The sequence below is a fragment of the Motilibacter aurantiacus genome, from assembly GCF_011250645.1.
GTDB lineage: Bacteria > Actinomycetota > Actinomycetes > Motilibacterales > Motilibacteraceae > Motilibacter_A > Motilibacter_A aurantiacus.
The window spans coordinates 141,954-161,343 of sequence record NZ_JAANNO010000004.1 but is presented as its reverse complement, the minus strand read 5'-3'; the positions used below and the strand labels follow the sequence as shown (position 1 = coordinate 161,343).

At 73.2% G+C, this 19,390-nt stretch carries 16 protein-coding genes; 12 read left to right on the top strand and 4 right to left on the bottom strand.

Annotated features, from left to right (window positions below):
• Nucleotides 1-80 precede the first annotated feature (80 nt).
• Nucleotides 81-944 (bottom strand): carboxypeptidase-like regulatory domain-containing protein, encoded by an 864-nt coding sequence (locus tag G9H72_RS09395; RefSeq protein ID WP_166170219.1) that lies wholly within the window; start codon nt 942-944, stop codon nt 81-83.
• 284 nt (nt 945-1,228) lie between these two features.
• Between G9H72_RS09395 and uvrA the strand changes: the two genes are divergently transcribed.
• From uvrA to G9H72_RS09335, 12 genes are all read left to right on the top strand, one after another.
• Complete coding sequence (gene uvrA, locus G9H72_RS09390; RefSeq protein ID WP_166170568.1) at nt 1,229-4,156, top strand: excinuclease ABC subunit UvrA; 2,928 nt, start codon at nt 1,229-1,231, stop codon at nt 4,154-4,156.
• 42 nt (nt 4,157-4,198) lie between these two features.
• On the top strand, nt 4,199-4,864 hold the full coding sequence (locus G9H72_RS09385; RefSeq protein ID WP_166170217.1) for a response regulator transcription factor: 666 nt from the start codon (nt 4,199-4,201) through the stop codon (nt 4,862-4,864).
• A gap of 79 nt (nt 4,865-4,943) precedes the next feature.
• Entirely contained in the window at nt 4,944-7,109 is a 2,166-nt protein-coding gene (gene uvrC, locus G9H72_RS09380) for an excinuclease ABC subunit UvrC (RefSeq protein ID WP_166170215.1), read from the top strand.
• The gene (rapZ, locus tag G9H72_RS09375; RefSeq protein WP_331272136.1) at nt 7,109-8,044 is read left to right on the top strand and encodes an RNase adapter RapZ; all 936 of its coding nucleotides are present in this window, start codon (nt 7,109-7,111) and stop codon (nt 8,042-8,044) included. Before uvrC ends, rapZ begins: the two co-directional genes overlap by 1 nt.
• Nucleotides 8,041-9,024, top strand: coding sequence for a gluconeogenesis factor YvcK family protein (locus tag G9H72_RS09370; protein WP_331272135.1), 984 nt, complete (start codon nt 8,041-8,043; stop codon nt 9,022-9,024). The genes rapZ and G9H72_RS09370 overlap by 4 nt, the downstream gene beginning before the upstream one ends.
• Nucleotides 9,015-9,992: a DNA-binding protein WhiA gene (gene whiA / locus G9H72_RS09365; RefSeq protein WP_166170213.1), complete on the top strand. Its 978-nt coding sequence runs from the start codon at nt 9,015-9,017 to the stop codon at nt 9,990-9,992. Before G9H72_RS09370 ends, whiA begins: the two co-directional genes overlap by 10 nt.
• Nucleotides 9,993-10,146: 154 nt before the next feature.
• A complete protein-coding gene (gap, locus tag G9H72_RS09360) occupies nt 10,147-11,151 on the top strand; it encodes a type I glyceraldehyde-3-phosphate dehydrogenase (RefSeq protein ID WP_166170210.1) in 1,005 nt (334 codons plus the stop codon).
• 102 nt (nt 11,152-11,253) lie between these two features.
• Nucleotides 11,254-12,471: a phosphoglycerate kinase gene (locus tag G9H72_RS09355; protein ID WP_166170208.1), complete on the top strand. Its 1,218-nt coding sequence runs from the start codon at nt 11,254-11,256 to the stop codon at nt 12,469-12,471.
• Nucleotides 12,472-12,473: 2 nt separating this feature from the next.
• Complete coding sequence (tpiA, locus tag G9H72_RS09350) at nt 12,474-13,262, top strand: triose-phosphate isomerase (RefSeq protein WP_231126701.1); 789 nt, start codon at nt 12,474-12,476, stop codon at nt 13,260-13,262.
• 131 nt (nt 13,263-13,393) lie between these two features.
• Nucleotides 13,394-13,618 carry a preprotein translocase subunit SecG gene (secG, locus tag G9H72_RS09345; protein ID WP_166170562.1) on the top strand — a complete coding sequence of 75 codons (225 nt, stop codon included), beginning with the start codon at nt 13,394-13,396 and terminating at the stop codon, nt 13,616-13,618.
• Between the two features lie 79 nt (nt 13,619-13,697).
• Complete coding sequence (locus tag G9H72_RS09340; protein ID WP_166170204.1) at nt 13,698-14,045, top strand: RNA polymerase-binding protein RbpA; 348 nt, start codon at nt 13,698-13,700, stop codon at nt 14,043-14,045.
• A 205-nt stretch (nt 14,046-14,250) separates the two neighbouring features.
• Nucleotides 14,251-15,951, top strand: coding sequence for a histidinol-phosphatase (locus tag G9H72_RS09335; protein ID WP_166170202.1), 1,701 nt, complete (start codon nt 14,251-14,253; stop codon nt 15,949-15,951).
• A gap of 80 nt (nt 15,952-16,031) precedes the next feature.
• Here the strand turns inward: G9H72_RS09335 and G9H72_RS22370 are convergent, their stop codons facing one another.
• The 3 genes from G9H72_RS22370 to opcA all read right to left on the bottom strand — a co-directional run bounded on the left by G9H72_RS22370 (nt 16,032) and on the right by opcA (nt 19,382).
• On the bottom strand, nt 16,032-17,555 hold the full coding sequence (locus G9H72_RS22370) for a methyl-accepting chemotaxis protein (RefSeq protein WP_166170200.1): 1,524 nt from the start codon (nt 17,553-17,555) through the stop codon (nt 16,032-16,034).
• Nucleotides 17,556-17,718: 163 nt separating this feature from the next.
• A complete protein-coding gene (gene pgl / locus G9H72_RS09325) occupies nt 17,719-18,462 on the bottom strand; it encodes a 6-phosphogluconolactonase (protein WP_166170197.1) in 744 nt (247 codons plus the stop codon).
• Nucleotides 18,459-19,382: a glucose-6-phosphate dehydrogenase assembly protein OpcA gene (gene opcA / locus G9H72_RS09320; protein WP_166170195.1), complete on the bottom strand. Its 924-nt coding sequence runs from the start codon at nt 19,380-19,382 to the stop codon at nt 18,459-18,461. The genes pgl and opcA overlap by 4 nt, the downstream gene beginning before the upstream one ends.
• Nucleotides 19,383-19,390 lie beyond the last annotated feature (8 nt).

The following is a 19,390-nucleotide window of genomic DNA, read 5'->3' as shown; positions in this document are numbered from 1 at the left end:
AGGACTAGCGCAGGACTAGCGCAGGACTAGCGCAGGACTAGGGCAGGACTAGCGCAGGACTAGCGTCAGGACGAGGGCGGTCAGAGGCCGGCGGCGTCGGCCCGGCGCTGCTGCCGGACGTCGAGCGAGGTCACCGAACCGTCAGCGGCCACCGTGAAGGCGACGACGTTCCAGATGCGGTCCGTGGCGAGCCCGCTCGCGGAGGCGGCCTCCCACGTGCCGAGCTGCGCCACCGGGCCGAAGAGGGCCAGCCGGGCGCCGTTCACGTCGTACGCGGGGCTGCCCGAGTAGTTGTTCACCCAGACCCGGTACTCGCCCGGGACGAAGGCGCCGCCCAGGGTGTCGACCGTGATCGTGGTCGTCTCGGTCCCGCCGGGGTTGCGCGAGTCGACGTCGAGCGAGACGTAGGGCACCGGCCGGGTGTTGTTGTACGCCGCGGTGAACCGGGTGCCGTCCGGCTTGGGGCCGCTGACGTAGAGGTCGAGGTCGGAGACGTTGCCCCACGAGAGGATGGCGCGGAAGCTGCCGGCCGAGGAGAGCGCGAAGTCCCGGGTGGTGGTCGTGTCGGCGGGCACGTCGACCTGGGCGGTGGCGGTCGTGTAGCCGGCCGCCTGGACGGTGACCGTCGCGGAGCCGCTGACCACCCCGGCGAGCGTGTACGCGCCGTCAGCTGCCGTGGTGGTGGACGCGCTGCCGGCGGTGACGGCTGCGCCGCGGATCGGCCGCAGCGTGGCGCCGTCGACGACCTTGCCCTTGACCGTGCCGGTCGCGACCGGGCCCGGGTCGCCGCCGCCGGGCGCGGGGCTGCCGACGGCCCAGGCGGTGCCCGTGCTGGTGATCGTGGGCACGGCCCACACCGCCGCGGCACCGGCGACACCCGCTCGCTTCAGCAGGGTGCGGCGGTCGAGGGCGGGGCTCTGCGGAGTGCTGGTCTTCGGGCTCATGGTTCCTTCTGCAGCGTCGGGTCACCGCGGTTCCCGCGGCCGGGCCGACGTTAGGAAGATCCAGTTGCCGCTCGGTTGCCGTCTGCTTGTGGGTGTCGGCATAGCCGACATGTCCGGCCGGTTGGCCCTGCGGGAGCCGTCAATCGCGGCCCGGGCGACTGTCGGTGGCGGCACCTAGCATGGATCGCGGCCCCCGTTCAGGAGCCCGTGCACGTCCGTGCACATCGACCGGCGCACACCCGTGCGCGGCCGAGCACTACCCACAGCAGATGCGAGAGGGGCCCGTGGCCGACCGCCTGATCGTCCGTGGTGCGCGCGAGCACAACCTCAAGGACGTCTCCCTGGACCTCCCCCGGGACAGCCTGATCGTCTTCACCGGCCTGTCCGGGTCCGGCAAGTCGAGCCTGGCGTTCGACACGATCTTCGCCGAGGGCCAGCGCCGCTACGTCGAGTCGCTCTCGTCCTACGCCCGACAGTTCCTCGGGCAGATGGACAAGCCCGACGTCGACTTCATCGAGGGCCTGTCGCCGGCGGTGTCGATCGACCAGAAGTCGACCAGCCGCAACCCGCGCTCAACGGTGGGCACGATCACCGAGGTCTACGACTACCTCCGCCTGCTCTGGTCCCGGGCGGGCACGCCGCACTGCCCCAAGTGCGGCCGGCCGATCGCCCGGCAGACCCCGCAGCAGATCGTCGACCGCGTGATGGAGCACCCGGAGGGCACGCGCTTCCAGGTGCTCGCGCCCGTGGTCCGCGGCCGCAAGGGGGAGTACGCCGAGCTCTTCGGCGAGCTCCAGACCAAGGGCTACAGCCGCGCCCGCGTCGACGGCGAGGTCGTCCAGCTCAGCGAGCCGCCCAAGCTCGACAAGCGCTACAAGCACACGATCGAGGTGATCGTCGACCGGCTCTCGGTCAAGGCCTCCGCCAAGCGGCGGCTCACCGACTCGGTGGAGACCGCGCTGGGCCTGGCCAGCGGGCTCGTCGTCTTCGACTTCGTCGACCTGCCCGAGGACGACCCCAACCGCGAGCGCGTCTACAGCGAGCACCTGGCCTGCCTCTACGACGACCTGTCGTTCGAGGAGCTCGAGCCGCGGTCCTTCTCCTTCAACGCGCCCTACGGGGCGTGCCCGGAGTGCACCGGCATCGGCACCAGGCTCGAGGTCGACCCCGAGCTGCTGGTCCCGGACGAGGACCTGTCGTTGCGGGAGGGCGCGGTCGCGCCGTGGGCGGTCGGCCAGTCGGCGGACTACTTCGTCCGCCTGCTGCAGGCGCTGGCCGAGTCGCTCGACTTCAGCCTGGACGAGCCGTGGCGCAAGCTGCCGAAGCGGGCGCGGGACGCGGTGATGAACGGCCTGGACTACCAGGTCCACGTGAAGTACAAGAACCGCTTCGGCCGCGAGCGGTCGTACTTCACCGGCTTCGAGGGCGCGATCCCGTTCGTGAAGCGCCGGCACTCGGAGACGGACTCGGAGTGGAGCCGCGAGCGCTACGAGGGCTACATGCGGGAGATCCCCTGCCCCGCGTGCAAGGGGGCCCGGCTCAAGCCGGAGATCCTGGCCGTCACGGTCGGCGGCAGGTCGATCGCCGAGGTGTGCGCCCTGCCGATCCGCGAGTGCGCCGGGTTCCTCGCCGACCTCGAGCTCACCCCGCGCCAGCGCCAGATCGCCGAGCGGGTGCTCAAGGAGATCGGGGCGCGGCTCGGCTTCCTGCTCGACGTAGGGCTCGACTACCTCTCGCTCGACCGGGCCGCGGGCACGCTGTCCGGCGGCGAGGCGCAGCGCATCCGGCTGGCCACCCAGATCGGGTCCGGCCTCGTCGGGGTGCTGTACGTCCTCGACGAGCCGTCGATCGGGCTGCACCAGCGCGACAACCGGCGGCTCATCGACACCCTCACCCGGCTGCGCGACCTCGGCAACACGCTGATCGTCGTGGAGCACGACGAGGACACCATCCGCACCGCCGACTGGGTGGTCGACATCGGCCCGGGAGCCGGCGAGCACGGAGGGCAGGTCGTCCACAGCGGGGACGTCGCCGGGCTGCTCGCGAACCCGGACTCCCCGACCGGGGCGTACCTCTCCGGCCGCAAGTCGATCCCGACCCCGGCCACGCGGCGGCCCCGTGACCCGGGGCGCGAGCTGGTGGTCAAGGGGGCCCGCGAGCACAACCTCAACGGCGTCGACGTCGCCTTCCCACTGGGGCAGCTGGTCGCGGTGACCGGTGTCAGCGGCTCGGGCAAGTCGACGCTCGTCAACGACATCCTCTACACGGTCCTCGCGAACAAGCTCAACAAGGCCCGCCAGGTGCCGGGCCGCCACCGCACGGTCACCGGGCTGGAGCACCTCGACAAGGTCGTGCACGTCGACCAGAGCCCCATCGGCCGCACCCCGCGCAGCAACCCGGCGACCTACACGGGCGTCTTCGACCACATGCGCAAGCTCTTCGCGGAGACGACGGAGGCGAAGGTCCGCGGATACCTGCCCGGCCGGTTCTCCTTCAACGTCAAGGGCGGCCGGTGCGAGGCGTGCTCCGGCGACGGCACCATCAAGATCGAGATGAACTTCCTCCCGGACGTCTACGTCCCGTGCGAGGTGTGCCACGGCGCCCGCTACAACCGCGAGACGCTCGAGGTGCACTTCAAGGGCAAGACGATCGCCGAGGTCCTCGACATGCCGATCGAGGAGGCGGCCGAGTTCTTCTCGGCCGTCCCGGCCATCGCCCGTCACCTGCGGACGCTCGTGGACGTCGGCCTCGGCTACGTCCGCCTCGGCCAGCCGGCGCCGACGCTGTCCGGAGGTGAAGCGCAACGCGTGAAACTCGCTTCCGAGCTCCAGAAGCGCTCCAACGGCCGCACCATCTACGTGCTCGACGAGCCGACGACCGGCCTGCACTTCGAGGACATCAGCAAGCTGCTCGGCGTGCTCGGCCGGCTCGTCGACCAGGGCAACAGCGTGCTCGTCATCGAGCACAACCTCGACGTCATCAAGAGCGCGGACTGGGTCATCGACATGGGCCCGGAGGGCGGCACGGGCGGCGGCACCGTGGTCGCCACAGGCACTCCGGAGGAGGTGGCCGCGCACCCGACCAGCCACACCGGCCGCTTCCTGCGCGAGATGCTCGGCATGGGCGGTGGGCAGGGGCTGCGCACGGCCGGCGGCGCCCGGCCGGCCCCCCGCCCGCGCGGCACCGCCCGGGCGAAGGCGGCGGTGCGCTAGGTGGCCGACAGCGCATCCGTCGGCACGGGCACAATGTCGACCATGACTGCCAACGGGGACGACCGCAGGATCCGCGTCCTCGTCGTCGACGACCACGAGATGGTGGCCTCGAGCGTGGCCCTCGCGCTCGAGCAGGAGAGCGACATCGAGGTGGTCGGCACGGTGGGCACGCTGGCCGGCGCGCGGTCGCGGGTGGCGGTCGACCCGCCGGACGTCGTGCTGCTGGACCACCGGCTGCCCGACGGCCTCGGCGTGGACGAGATCCCGAAGCTCAAGTCGCTGGCTCCGAGCGCCAAGGTCGTGGTCGTCACCGCCGTGACCGACGACGCGACCCTGGTCGCGGCCACCGAGGCCGGGTGCTCGGGCTTCCTGCTCAAGACCGGGAAGATGGAGGACCTCATCGCGGCGGTGCGCGCCGCGGCGGCCGGCGAGGTGCTCGTCAGCCCCGCGCTGTTGTCGCGGCTGCTTCCCCGGCTGCACCGCGCCCGCAGCGGTCTGGGGTCGGACCTCACCCCCCGTGAGCTGGAGGTGCTCGCCCTCATCGCCGAGGGCCTCGGCAACGCGGCGATCGCGAAGGAGCTCGCGGTCAGCGTGAACACCGTGCGCAACCACGTCGCGAACCTGCTGGCGAAGCTCGGCGTGCACTCCAAGCTGGAGGCGCTCGCGGTGGCCGTCCGCGAGGACATCCTCTCGACGGGGAACGGCTGACCGTTCGGCACCGGCCCGGCGCTGTCGGGGGCTCCCGACGGCGCCGGCCCGTCGGCGCGCGAACGTAGCATCGGACTCCATGGCCGATCCCGCGAGCTACCGCCCCGCCCCGGGGGAGGTGCCGGACTCCCCGGGCGTCTACCGCTTCCGCGACGCCCACGGCCGGGTCATCTACGTCGGCAAGGCCAAGAGCCTGCGCAACCGGCTGAACAACTACTTCCAGGACGTCCTCGGGCTGCACCCGCGGACGGCCACGATGGTCACGACGGCCGCGAGCGTCGAGTGGACGGTCGTCAACACCGAGGTCGAGGCGCTCCAGCTGGAGTACTCCTGGATCAAGGAGTTCGACCCGCGCTTCAACGTCAAGTACCGCGACGACAAGAGCTACCCGAGCCTCGCCGTGACGGTCTCCGACGAGTTCCCCCGGCTCACCGTCATGCGCGGGCCCAAGCGCAAGGGGGTGCGCTATTTCGGCCCGTACGCCCACGCCTGGGCCATCCGCGAGACCCTCGACCTGCTGCTACGCGTCTTTCCCGCGCGCACCTGCTCCAACGGCGTCTTCAAGCGTGCCTCCCAGGTCGGGCGCCCCTGCCTGCTGGGGTACATCGACAAGTGCTCCGCTCCCTGCGTCGGCAAGGTGAGCGCCGACGAGCACCGGCAGATCGTCGACGACTTCTGCGACTTCATGGCCGGCTCGACGACACGGTTCGTGCGCCGGCTCGAGCAGCGCATGCAGGAGGCTTCCGACGAGCTCGAGTTCGAGCGGGCCGCCCGGCTGCGCGACGACATCGGCGCACTGAAGCGGGCGATGGAGAAGAGCGCCGTCGTGCTGCCCGAGGGCACCGACGCCGACGTCGTGGCCTTCAGCGAGGACGAGCTCGAAGCGGCGGTCCAGGTCTTCCACGTACGCGGGGGCCGCGTGCGCGGGCAGCGCGGCTTCGTCGTGGACAAGGTCGAGGACCTCGAGACCGGGGACCTCGTCGAGCGGTTCGTCGAGCAGTTCTACCTCGACGCGGGCAACGACGTCCCGCGCGAGCTGCTCGTCCCGGCCCTGCCCGAGGACCCCGACGTCGTCAGCGAGATCCTCCGGCTCGTCCGCGGCGCGCGGGTCGACCTCCGGGTACCGCAGCGCGGGGACAAGAAGGCGCTGATGGAAACGGTCGCGCGCAACGCCCAGCAGGCGCTCGCGTTGCACAAGACGCGCCGGGCCAGCGACCTCACGACCCGCGGCCGGGCCCTGCAGGAGATCCAGGAGGCGCTGGGCCTGGAGTCCGCGCCGTTGCGTATCGAGTGCTTCGACGTGTCTCACACGATGGGCGACGAGGTGGTCGCCTCGATGGTGGTGTTCGAGGACGGCCTGGCCCGCAAGAGCGAGTACCGCCGCTTCGCGATCCGAGGGCTCAACGGGGCCTCCGACGACGTGGCCTCCATGCACGAGGTCATCACGCGCCGGTTCCGCCGCTACCTCGACGAGCGCGAGCGCACCGGTGAGGCGGGCGTCGAGCCCGGGGGCCTGTCCGTCCTCGACCCGCTCGACGCCGCCCCGGCGGGCGTGCCCGACGGCCGCGAGGGCGCGGCCGATGCTGCCCCCGGCGCGGGAGCCCCGCCCGGCATCGACCCCGAGACGGGGCGGCCGCGCAAGTTCGCGTACCCGCCGAACCTCGTCGTGGTCGACGGCGGCCCGCCGCAGGTCGCGGCCGCCCAGCGGGCGCTCGACGAGCTCGGCGTCGACGACGTGGCGCTCTGCGGGCTCGCCAAGCGGCTGGAGGAGGTGTGGCTGCCGGACGACGACCACCCCGTCATCCTTCCGCGCAGCAGCGAAGGGCTCTATCTCCTGCAGCGCGTCCGCGACGAGGCGCACCGCTTCGCCATCGCCTTCCACCGGCAGCGCAAGGCCAGGTCGGTCCGGGCCAGCGCGCTGGACGACGTGCCCGGGCTTGGGGAGGCGCGCCGCAAGGCGCTGCTGCGCCACTTCGGCTCGGTGAAGCGGCTCACCCAGGCGACGGCGGAGGAGATCGCGTCCCTGCCCGGGTTCGGCCCGCGGACCGCCGAGGCGGTCGTGAGCGCGCTCGGGGGCGGGCGGCAGGGGCTGCCGGAGCCGGTACCTGGTGGGATGCTGTCCGGCCCCGGTGGGCGTTCGTCCGAGGGGGACGACGACGGCCGGGAGGGCTCCGGCCCCGGCGCCCCGGATCCGGGCCGCGCCGTGGCCGGAGGCGTACCCATCGGGACGGAAGGGACCGCGTAGTGGACGCGACACGCGAGGACGCCGCGGCGGCCCCTCCGCAGGAGGACGACGAGCCGCACGACCCGCTCACGGCCGCGCCGGTCGAGCTGGTCCTGGTGACCGGCATGTCCGGGGCCGGGCGAAGCACGGCGGCCAACACCCTCGAGGACCTCGGCTGGTACGTCGTCGACAACCTGCCGCCGTCGCTGCTGCCTCGGCTGGCCGACCTCGCCGGGCGGACCGCCGGCACCGTCCCGCGCATGGCGGCGGTCGTGGACGTGCGCAGCCTCGCGTTCTCGCACGACTTGCGGGCCGCGCTGGAGGACCTCGCCGGGCTCGGGATGCCCGTCCGCACGCTCTTCCTCGACTGCTCCGACGACGTCCTCGTGCGCCGGTTCGAGTCGGTACGCCGCCCCCACCCGTTGCAGGAGGGCGGGCGGATCCTCGACGGCATCCTCGCCGAGCGCCGGCTCCTGGAGGATGTGCGCGGGGACGCCGACGTGGTCGTCGACACGAGCGGGCTCAACGTCCACCAGCTCGCGGACGTGGTGCGCCGGGCCTTCGACGAGACCGCACGCCCCGGCGTCCGGGCCACCGTCATGTCGTTCGGCTTCAAGTACGGCCTGCCCGTCGACGCCGACCTTGTCGTCGACTGCCGCTTCCTGCCCAACCCGCACTGGGTCCCCGCCCTGCGCCCGCAGACCGGCCGCGACCCCGAGGTCCGCGACTACGTCCTGTCCCAGCAGGGGGCCGGCGAGTTCGTCGACCGCTTCACCGACGTCCTGGGCATCGTGACCGCGGGGTACGAGCGCGAGGGCAAGCGCTACGCCACGGTGGCGGTCGGCTGCACCGGCGGCAAGCACCGGTCGGTCGCGATCTCGGAGGAGCTCGCCCGCCGGCTGCGCGCGGCGGGGGCCGACGTCACAATCGTCCACCGCGACCTGGGCCGCGAGTGAGCGCCGGCACCGCCGCCCAGGAAGGGCCGCGCGTCGTCGCTCTCGGTGGCGGTCACGGGCTCGCCGCCTCGCTGTCGGCCCTGCGCCGGGTGACCAGGTCGCTGACCGCCGTGGTCACGGTGGCCGACGACGGCGGCTCGAGCGGCCGGCTCCGCTCCGAGCTCGGCGTCCTGCCGCCCGGGGACCTGCGCCAGGCGCTCGCCGCCCTGTGCCGGGACGACGAGTGGGGCCGCACCTGGGCCGACGTGGTGCAGCACCGTTTCGTCAGTGGCGGTGAGCTGCACGGCCACGCGCTGGGCAACCTGCTGCTCGTCGCCCTCTGGGAGCGGCTCGGCGGGGACGTCGTGGCCGCGCTGGAGTGGATGGGGCGGCTGCTCGGCTGCGAGGGGCGCGTCCTGCCGATGGCGGAGGTGCCGCTGGACATCGCGGCCACCGTGCTGGGCGCCGACCCCGCGCGCCCGGACGAGGTCTCCGTGGTCCGCGGCCAGGTGGCCGCCGCGACCACCCAGGGCCGTGTGCTCGGGATCCAGCTCATGCCCGAGCGGCCCCCGGCGTGCGCGGAGGCCGTGGCCGCGCTGCGCGCCGCCGACTGGGTGGTCCTCGGCCCCGGCTCGTGGTTCACCAGCGTGCTGCCGCACCTGCAGGTCCCCGGGCTCGCCCGGGCCCTGCTGGAGACGCAGGCCCGCCGGCTGCTCGTGCTCAACCTCGCCGCCCAGGCGGGCGAGACCAAGGGGTTCACCCCCGAGGCCCATGTCGAGGTGCTGCTCGCGCACGCCCCGGGCCTGAAGCTGGACGTCGTGCTCGCCGACCCGGCTACCGTGGCCGACCGCGTGGCGTTGGAGGACGTGGTCGCGTCGGCCGGTGGCCGCCTGGTCCTGGAGCGGGTCGGCGTGCCGGACGGGTCGCCGCGGCACGACCCGGGCCTGCTCGCCGCCGCGTACGCATCGATTGTCGGAGGAGGAGCTGCCCCATGGCGATGACCGCGGCAGTGAAGGACGAGCTCAGCCGGCTCCCGGTGACGCGGTCGTGCTGCCGCAAGGCGGAGGTGTCGGCCCTGCTCCGGTTCGCCGGCGGGCTGCACATCGTCAACGGCCGGATCGTGGTGGAGGCCGAGCTCGACACGGGAGCGGCGGCGCGTCGGCTGCGGCGCGACATCGCCGAGGTGTACGGCCACGCCTCCGAGCTCGCCGTCGTGGCCCCCGGCGGGCTGCGACGAGGGAGCCGCTACGTGCTGCGCGTCGTCAAGGACGGGGAGTCCCTCGCCCGCCAGACCGGGCTGCTCGACGGCCGGGGCAGGCCCGTCCGCGGGCTGCCCGCCCAGGTCGTGTCCGGCGGCGTCTGCGACGCGGAGGCGGCCTGGCGCGGAGCGTTCCTCGCCCACGGCTCGCTGACGGAGCCGGGGCGCTCGTCGTCGCTGGAGGTCACGTGCCCCGGCCCCGAGGCGGCGCTCGCGCTCGTCGGGGCGGCCCGCCGGCTCAACGTCAGCGCGAAGGCGCGCGAGGTGCGCGGCGTCGACCGCGTCGTCGTCCGCGACGGGGACGCCATCGGCGCCCTGCTCACCCGGCTCGGCGCCCACGAGTCCGTGCTCGCCTGGGAGGAGCGGCGGATGCGCCGCGAGGTGCGGGCCACCGCCAACCGGCTGGCCAACTTCGACGACGCCAACCTGCGCCGCTCGGCGCGGGCCGCGGTCGCGGCCGGGGCGCGGGTGCAGCGGGCGCTCGAGATCCTCGGTGACGAGGTCCCCGAGCACCTGCGGGTCGCCGGGGAGCTGCGGCTCCAGCACAAGCAGGCGAGCCTCGAGGAGCTCGGCGCCCTGTCGGACCCGCCGATGACCAAGGACGCGGTCGCGGGCCGCATCCGCCGGCTGCTCGCGATGGCCGACAAGCGGGCCGTCGACAACGGCCTGCCCACGACCGAGGCCTCCATCACCCCGGAGATGCTGGCCTGACGGCGCGGGCTTGACTACGGGCCCGCGGGGGAGTGGCAGCCGGCCCGAGAGGGAATGACCTTCCTCCCTCGTCCACGGGCCGGACCGCCCGGGAGCCTGTGGCCTGCGCGCGGTAGGGTGCGCCTGCAGACAGGAGCTATTCCGAGGAGATCAAGTGACGGTTCGCGTTGGCATCAACGGCTTCGGCCGTATCGGGCGCAACTTCTACCGCGCCGCCCTCGCGCAGGGAGCCGACATCGAGTTCGTCGGGGTCAACGACCTCACGGACAACAAGACCCTCGCCCACCTGCTGAAGTACGACAGCATCCTCGGCCGGCTCGACCGCGAGGTGTCCTACGACGACGACAACCTCGTCGTCGGCGGCACCAAGATCCGGGCGCTCGCCGAGCGCGACCCGGGTGCGCTGCCCTGGGGTGAGCTGGGCGCCGACATCGTCATCGAGTCGACGGGCCGCTTCACCACCGCTTCGGACGCGGGCAAGCACCTCAGCGCCGGCGCCAAGAAGGTGATCATCTCCGCTCCTGCGAAGGAGGAGGACATCACCATCGTCATGGGCGTGAACGACGACAAGTACGACCCCGCGTCGCACAACATCATCTCGAACGCGTCCTGCACGACGAACTGCCTCGCCCCGATGGCGAAGGTGCTGCTCGAGAGCTTCGGCATCGTCAAGGGCCTCATGACCACGGTCCACGCGTACACGAACGACCAGGTGATCCTGGACTTCCCGCACAAGGACCTGCGCCGCGCCCGCGCCGCCGCGACCAACATCATCCCGACGACCACCGGTGCGGCGAAGGCCATCTCGCTCGCGATCCCGGAGCTCAAGGGCAAGCTGGACGGCTACGCGCTGCGCGTCCCGGTGCCGACCGGCTCGGCGACCGACCTCACGGTCGAGCTCGAGCGCGAGGTCACAAAGGACGAGGTCAACGCCGCGATGAAGGCGGCGGCCGAGGGCCCGCTGAAGGGCATCCTCGAGTACACCGAGGACCCGATCGTCTCCAGCGACATCGTGACCTACCCGGCGTCCTGCATCTTCGACGCCTCGCTCACGATCGCCAACGGCAACCAGGTCAAGGTGCTCGGCTGGTACGACAACGAGTGGGGCTACAGCAACCGCCTCGTCGACCTGAGCAAGCTGGTCGGCAGCTCGCTCTGACGCGAGCCCCCTGGCTTCACCCCTAGTTCCACGAACGCGGCGGTCCCCGGGCTCCTGGCCAGCCCGGGGGTCGCCGTCGTCGTGCGGAAAGGACCTTGTGCTGTGAAGACCTTGGACGACCTCGGGGACGTGCGCGGCCGGACCGTGCTCGTGCGCTCCGACCTCAACGTCCCGCTCGACGGGGCCCGCATCACCGACGACGGCCGCATCCGGGCCAGCGCCCCGACGATCTCCACGCTCGCCGAGCGCGGTGCCCGCGTCGTCGTCGTCGCCCACCTCGGCCGCCCCAAGGGCGCGCCTGACGACAAGTACACCCTGGCGCCGGTCGCGGCGCGGCTGTCCGAGGTGCTCGGCCGGCCGGTCGCCTTCGCCACCGACACCGTCGGGGCGCAGGCCCGCGCCGCGGTCGAGGGGCTCGGCGACGGCGAGGTCGCGCTGCTGGAGAACCTGCGCTTCAACGCGGGCGAGACGAGCAAGGACGACGCCGAGCGCGGCGGGTTCGCCGACGCGCTGGTCGCCCTGCTCGGCGAGAACGGCGCCTACGTCGGTGACGGCTTCGGCGCCGTGCACCGCAAGCACGCGAGCGTCTACGACGTCCCGCAGCGCGTCCCGCACGTGGCCGGCGGGCTCGTCGAGGCCGAGGTCGAGGTGCTCAAGCGCCTGACGACGCAGACCGAGCGCCCGTACGCCGTGGTCCTGGGCGGGTCCAAGGTCTCGGACAAGCTCGGCGTCATCGACAACCTGCTCGGCGTCATGCAGTCGGGGGACAAGCTGCTCGTCGGCGGCGGCATGCTCTTCACCTTCCTCAAGGCCCAGGGCCACGAGGTCGGCAAGAGCCTGCTCGAGGAGGACCAGCTCGAGACGGTGACGGGCTACCTGCAGCGCGCGCAGGAGTCCGGCGTCGAGCTCGTCCTCCCGGTCGACATCGTGGCCGCCACGGCGTTCGCGGCCGACGCCGACCCTCAGGTCGTCCCCGCCGAGGCCATCCCGGCCGACCGGCTCGGCCTGGACATCGGCCCCGAGTCCGGCGCGCTCTTCGCCGCCAAGCTGGCCGATGCGCGCACCATCTTCTGGAACGGCCCCATGGGCGTCTTCGAGATGGAGCCCTACGCAGGCGGCACCCGCGCGGTCGCGCAGGCGCTGGCCGACGCGACCGGCGCCGGCGCCCTGACCGTCGTGGGCGGCGGCGACTCGGCTGCTGCCGTCCGTGCTCTCGGCTTCGACGAGAGCTCGTTCGGCCACATCTCGACCGGCGGCGGGGCGAGCCTCGAGTACCTCGAGGGCAAGACCCTGCCCGGCCTGCAAGCCCTGGAGGCATGACCTTGGCGACGACTTCTGCCCGCAAGCCGCTCTTCGCGGGCAACTGGAAGATGAACCTCAACCACCTCGAGGCGATCCGGCTGGTCCAGGACCTCGCCTTCCGGCTCGAGGACAAGGACTTCGAGCGCGCCGAGGTCGCGGTGATCCCGCCGTTCACCGACCTGCGCAGCGTGCAGACGCTGGTCGACGGCGACGAGCTCAAGCTCGTGTACGGCGCACAGGACGTGTCGGCGAAGGACTCCGGCGCCTACACGGGCGAGATCTCCGGTGTCATGCTGTCCAAGCTGGGCTGCACCTACGTGGTGGTGGGGCACTCCGAGCGCCGCCAGTACCACGGCGAGGACGACGCGCTGGTCAGCGAGAAGGTGAAGGCCGCGCTCCGGCACGGCCTGACCCCGATCGTGTGCATCGGCGAGGGGCTCGACGTCCGCCAGGCCGGCGGCCACGTGGGGCACTGCCTCAGCCAGCTCGGCGGCGGGCTCGCCGGCCTCGCGGCCGACGAGGTCCGCAAGGTCGTCATCGCGTACGAGCCGGTCTGGGCGATCGGCACCGGTGAGGTCGCGACCCCGCAGGACGCGCAGGAGGTGTGCGCGGCGATCCGCGACCAGCTCGCCGAGACCTGGTCCGGCGACGTCGCCGACGGTGTGCGGGTGCTGTACGGCGGCTCGGTGAAGGGCTCCAACGCGGGCGCGATCATGGCCGAGAAGGACGTCGACGGCGCCCTCGTCGGCGGCGCGAGCCTCGACGCCGAGGACTTCGTCAAGATCGTCCGCTTCGGCGAGACGGCGTAGTCCCTGTTCCCCTGCTCGGGCGGGCGGCACGTTCGACGCCGTCCGCCCGAGTGCGTCCCCCAGCGCCCTTCCTCGTCGTACGCTGTCGTGCGACGAGCTGACGAAAGGCCCCCGCGTTGTCCATCACCGAGATGATCTTCTCCGGCGTGCTCATCGTCACGAGCGCGCTCCTGGTGCTGCTCGTGCTGCTCCACAAGGGCAAGGGCGGTGGCCTGTCCGACATGTTCGGCGGTGGCGTGTCGTCCTCGCTGGGCGGCTCGAGCGTGGTCGAGCGCAACCTCGACCGGCTGACGATCGGCATCGGCCTGATCTGGCTCGCGTGCGTGGTCGCCCTCGGGTTGCTCGCCAAGGTCTGACGTCCGGCCCCATCGGGGAGGCCGGCCGCTGCGGCCGGTCGTTGTCGAGCACCCTTCAGTCGAGCAGGGGAGAACCAGCGTGGCGAGTGGCAATGCCATTCGGGGCAGTCGCGTCGGCGCGGGCCCCATGGGCGAGGCGGAGCGCGGTGACACCGCTCCCCGGGTCCGCGTGTCCTACTGGTGCGCGAAGGGGCACGAGTCCGTGCCGAGCTTCGCCGAGGAGCCCGGCGTGGCCCCGCCCGAGGTCTGGGACTGCCCGCGCTGCGGGCTGCCGGCCGGGCAGGACCGGGAGAAGCCGCCGCAGCCGCCCCGCACCGAGCCGTACAAGACGCACCTGGCCTACGTGAAGGAGCGTCGCACGGAGTCCGACGGCGAGGCGATCCTCGCGGAGGCGCTCGAGCAGTTGCGCAAGCGGCGCGGCGAGTAGCACTGCTTCCTCGAAGGGGCGGCCCGGGTCCCGGGCCGCCCCTTCGGCGTTGCTGCCCGATGGACAGCCCCCTGCCGGTACCCGACGCGTGCGTCGCACGTGCGTCCGGGGCGCGTACACCCCCGCGCCGCGCACCGGAAAGCTCCGCGACATCTGCGCTGCCTACCGTGCGCCTCGCCCGTCACGCGAGGAAGGCCCGCAGCGCATGCAGAACCCCGACCAGCACCCCCGGCAGCTCCCCGAGTGGGCCGACCCCGGCGTACCCGCTGACGTCCTCGACGCCCAGGGGCTGTCGCGCCGCGGCCTCCTGCAGCGGGCCGGCCTCTTCGGTGCCGGGTTCCTCGGCGCCTCCGCCCTGGGCGGCGCAGCCCCCGCGCTGGCCGCGGACACCAAGGTCAGCGCCGGGGACCGGGACGTGCCGCCCCCGACGTACGCCTACCTGGTGGGCGACCACCACGTGCACACGGTCTACAGCAACGACGCGAAGTACACCCTCTCCCAGCAGGCGATGCGCGCGGCCCAGTTCGGGCTGGACTGGATGGCGTACACCGAGCACTCCCACGTGGGCCACCGGGACATCGGTGCGGAGCTCGAGCGGGCCGAGATCGCCACCGCACGCGCGGAGAACCCCCGCATGCTGATCTTCCAGGGCCTCGAGTGGTACATCCCCGCCGCCGAGCACGCGACGGTGCTGGTCGCGCCCGGCGCGAACGAGGCGAGCGTGCTGCGCGAGTTCGAGCGCCGCTGGGACGGCCGGCTCAACAACTGGACCGAGGGCGCGGCGGGCAACCCGGCGACCGCCGACAACGAGGCGAAGGCCGTCGAGGCGGTCAGGTGGCTGGCCGAGCAGAAGCGGGCGGGGGTCATCGACGACGCCCTGCTCCTCGCCAACCACCCGGCCCGGCTCGGGATCGATTCCCCGCACGAGCTGCGCAACTGGCGCGACGCCGACCCGTCCCTGTTCGTGGGCATGGAGGGCGCGCCCGGCGCGCAGGGTGCGGCGCTGCCCGGCTGGCGCGGCAGCAACAGCGTCCGCGGCGAGTACGAGAACTCGCCCACCAGCCAGTCCTGGGCCGGCTACCCGGCCGCGGCGTACGTGACGTACGGGGGGTTCGACTGGATGACTGCCACCGTCGGCGGGATGTGGGACGCGATGCTCGCCGAGGGCAAGCTCTTCTCCATCACCTCGAACTCCGACAGCCACCGCACGGTGTTCGACACCTGGGCCAACGGCAGCTACCCGGCCGGGAAGACCTTCGAGAGCACCGGCAAGCTGCCCGACCCGGTGCAGACGAGCAGCCCGCAGCCCGGGAGCGACTTCTGGCCCGGCCAGTTCAGCCGGACCCACGTGGGCGTCAGCGGCTACGGCTACCGGCAGGTCATGGACGGGCTGCGCGCCGGCCGGGTCTGGGTCGACCACGGCCAGCTGATCGACGGGCTCGACGTCTGGGCCGTCTCCGACCGGCAGGACCTCGAGCCGGTCACGCTCGGCGGGCGGCTGCGCGTCCGCAGGGGCGACCGCATGAGCCTCTACGTCACCGTGACGACGGCGAGCCGTCCGAACTTCCACGGCGTGCTGCCGCAGCTCGCGCACGTCGACGTCATCCGCGGGGCGGTGACCGGGCCGGCGGCCGACCGGGACAGCTGGCGCGCGCCGGACACCCGGGTCGTCGAGCGGGTCGACGTCACCGGGCGGACGGGGACCTACACGCTGCGCGTGCAGCTGCGCAAGCTCGAGTCCTCGTTCTACCTGCGGCTGCGCGGCAGCGACGGCCGGCGGCACGGTGTCGGGCTGCTGGGCGCCGACATCGACCCGGCCGGCCCGCTGGCCGGCGTGCGGGGCGACGACGACCCGTGGCTGGACACCTGGTTCTACAGCAACCCGATCTTCGTCGACGTCGGCTGAGGCCTCGGGCGACGTACCGGGGGACGGCGCCCCTCCGGCGAGCTACGGGCGGGAGGGGCGCCTCCTTGCAGCACCGGGGGTCAGAGGTTGCCGGCCATCCGGGCCTGCTCCTCGAGCACCTCGGCGATCCGGGCCTGCACCTCGTCGAGCTGGCCGATGATCTCGCTCGTGGCGTGGATGCCGCTCGCGACCGTCTGGCTGCTGGCCTGGATTCCCGCGACCTGGTCGGCGACGCGCTTGGTCGCATCCCCGGTCTCGCGGGCCAGCTCCTTGACCTCGTTGGCGACGACGGCGAAGCCTCGGCCCACCTCACCGGCCCGTGCCGCCTCGATCGTCGCGTTGAGCGCGAGCAGGTTGGTCTGGTCGGCGATGCCTGAGATGATCTTGATGACGTCGTTGATCGCGGCGGACGCCGCGGCGAGGCCCTCGACCTCGCCGGTCATGGTGGACGAGCGCTGCACCGCCTCGTCGGCCACCCGGCCCGCGTCGTCGGTGGCGGCGCGCAGCCGGGACACGGTGTCGAAGAGCAGCCGGGCGCGCTTCGCGTCCTCCTCGGCCCGCCGCAGCACGGCGAGGCGCTGGGAGACGAGCTGCTGCACGTTGCGCAGGGCGGCGGCCCGCGACTCCGACAGCTCGATGCTCTCGGTGGTGAAGAAGTCCATCGTGCCGATCACGAGGTCCCCGTCGACGATGGGGAAGCAGACCCCGGAGCGGACGCCGGCGCGCTGGGCGGCGGGGGCGCGCACGCAGTCGGTCACCTGGGCCAGGTCGTGCACGAAGACGAGGTCGCGGGCCTTCCACGCGCGCCCGGAGAGCCCCACGCCCTCGGCGAAGGAGGCCGCGAGCGTCACCCGCCGGAACTCCTCGCCCGCGGTGCCGGACTCGACGTCGAAGCGCAGGACGTTCTCCTCCGGCTGCAGCCGCCAGAACGACCCGTACGCCCAGCCGAACGCGGTGCGCACCGTCTCCAGCGCGACCTGGAGCGCGGACCCCTCGTCACGGGCCTCGCCGACCTTCGTCACCACGGTGGTGACGGCCTGCCGGTCGTCCAGCGTCTCGCGCAGCGAGGTCGTCACCAGCGCCTGGTTGCGGGCGAGGGCCATGATGCGGCCGATCGCGGCCCACTTCTCGTTGCCGAAGTAGGGGAGCGGGCGCCGGCTGTAGAACTCGCCGACCCCGACGACGGTGCTGCCCTCGAGCATGGGGATGAGCGCTCCCTCGACGGCGCCTGCCTGGTGCGCCGCCTGCCACCGCAGGCACTTCGCGCCCGCCTCGGGCGCCGAGACGATGACCGGGCGGCGCGTGGAGAGCGCACGGCCGAGCAGGCCCACGTCCGGAGGAAGCGTCCGCAGGCCGCCCGCCGCGGAGGCCATCGTCTGCACGAGCTCACCGGTCTCGTAGGCCAGGTCGAAGCTGCCGCCCTCGCCCGGCACCCATCGCGCGCCGTACGCCAGGCCGAGCGCCTCGACGAGCGCGGAGGTGGTCTTCACCCGCGCGTCCTGCATGTCCGCCAGACCGCCGTCGAAGGCGAGCAGCACCTGCTCGAGCGCTTCGACGTCGCGCGGCATCGGCGTCTGTGCGGCTGTGGTCCTGCGTCGGCGCATCGTGCCCCCGTCTCGTCGCGTGGACGTTGCGTCCACCCGGGGGCTCGATCGGCCGGACGAGGGATCTTCTTGAGGAGAAGTTCTAGAGTCTCCGGGCCTGAAGGCCTGGACGACGCCGGGCCGGCCGCCCCTGCGTACAGGGACGCCCGGCCCGGGTCGACACTCAGCGCGGCAGCTTGCCGGCAGCCGCCGCGTCCAGCAGCCACAGCGTCCGCTCGGTGCCGTACGCCCCTGCCGCCGGTACCTGGCGCTCGCCGGCCTCGCCGGAGAGCGCCAGGGCGACGGCATCGGCCTTCTCGGCCCCGGCCACGAGCAGCCAGACCTCCCGAGCTGCCCGGATCGCCTCGAACGACAGGCTGATGCGGACGGGCGGCGGCTTCGGCGAGCCGTGGACCGCGAAGGCCGGACGGGTGTCCTGGGTGCCCGGGTGCTCGGGGAAGAGCGACGCGACGTGGGAGTCCGGGCCCACCCCGAGCAGGCAGACGTCGAACGCCGGCACGGCGGAGCCCTCCGGCGCTGCGGTGGCGAGCTCCGCGACGTACGCCTCGGCAGCGATCTCCGGGCCGTCGGGGCTGGCCGCGCCCATGACGTGGACGCGGGCGGGGCTCACCTCCAGCACGTCGAGCAGGGCGGAGCGGGCACCGGTCTCGTTGCGCTCCGGGTCGCCGGCGGGAAGGTAGCGCTCGTCGCCCCACCAGAAGTCCACCCGCGACCAGTCGACGGCCCCGAGCGCGGGGGAGGCTGCGACCGCGCGCAGTGCCCCCAGCCCGATCCCGCCGCCGGTGAGCACGACCGAGGCCGTCCCGCGCAGTGCCTGCGCATCGGCGAGGGCCGTGATCAGCCGTGCGGCGATCGCCGCGGCCAGCACCTCCTTGTCGGGGGCGACGACCACGCTGGGACCGGTCATGCGCCCGCGCCCACGGGGCTGCCGGCGCCGACCAGCCCGAGCACCTCGCCGTAGACCTCGTCCGCGTCGAGCCGGCGCAGCTCCTCGGCCAGCAGCTCGCTGAGCGGCCGGCGCGGCAGCGCCACCGAGCGCTCGGGGGAGCCGGGGACCTGGATCTGGGCCACCCTGCCGTCACCGCGCTCGATGCGGACTCCCTCGCCCTCGGCCGTGAGGGTCACCGCGGTGATCCCCGGGCCGTCCGAGACCACGCGCTGGACCGGGACGCCGAGCCGCGACCCGAGCCAGAGCGCGAGCAGCTCGGCGCTCGGGCTCTGCTCCTCGGCCGCGACCATGGCCCCGGTGATCGGCGCGGCCGGGTGGTCGAGAGCGCCGGCGAGCAGGGTCCGCCACGGCGTCAGCCGCGTCCAGGACAGGTCGGTGTCGCCCTCGGAGTAGCCCGAGCGCCGCTTGGCCAGCTCGGCCAGCGGCGACTGGCAGGATGCCGAGTCGGTGATCCGGCGCTGCGCCATGGCCCCCAGCGGGTGCTGGGCCGGGTCCTCGGGCGCGGTGCCCGGCCACCACACGACGACCGGCGCGTCCGGCAGCAGCAGCGGCAGGACGACGCTGTCGGGATGCTCGGCCAGCTCGCCGTGCAGCCGGAGCAGGACCACCTCGCCGGGGCCGGTCTCGCCGCTGGTGCGGACCTCCGCGTCGAGGCGGGCGGCGCCGCGGCCGGGGCGCGCGACGACCACGAGGATGCGCGAGGGGTGCTCGCGCGAGGCCGAGGTCGCGGCCTTGAGCGCGTCGTAGTGCCCCTGCTCGTCGGTGACGATCACCAGGGTGAGCACCGCGCCCATCGCCGGGCTGCCGCTGCGGCGCCGGGCGTCGAGCAGGGCACCGAAGATCTTGCTGGCCGTGGTGTCGGTGAGGTCGATGTTCACTGCGGCCT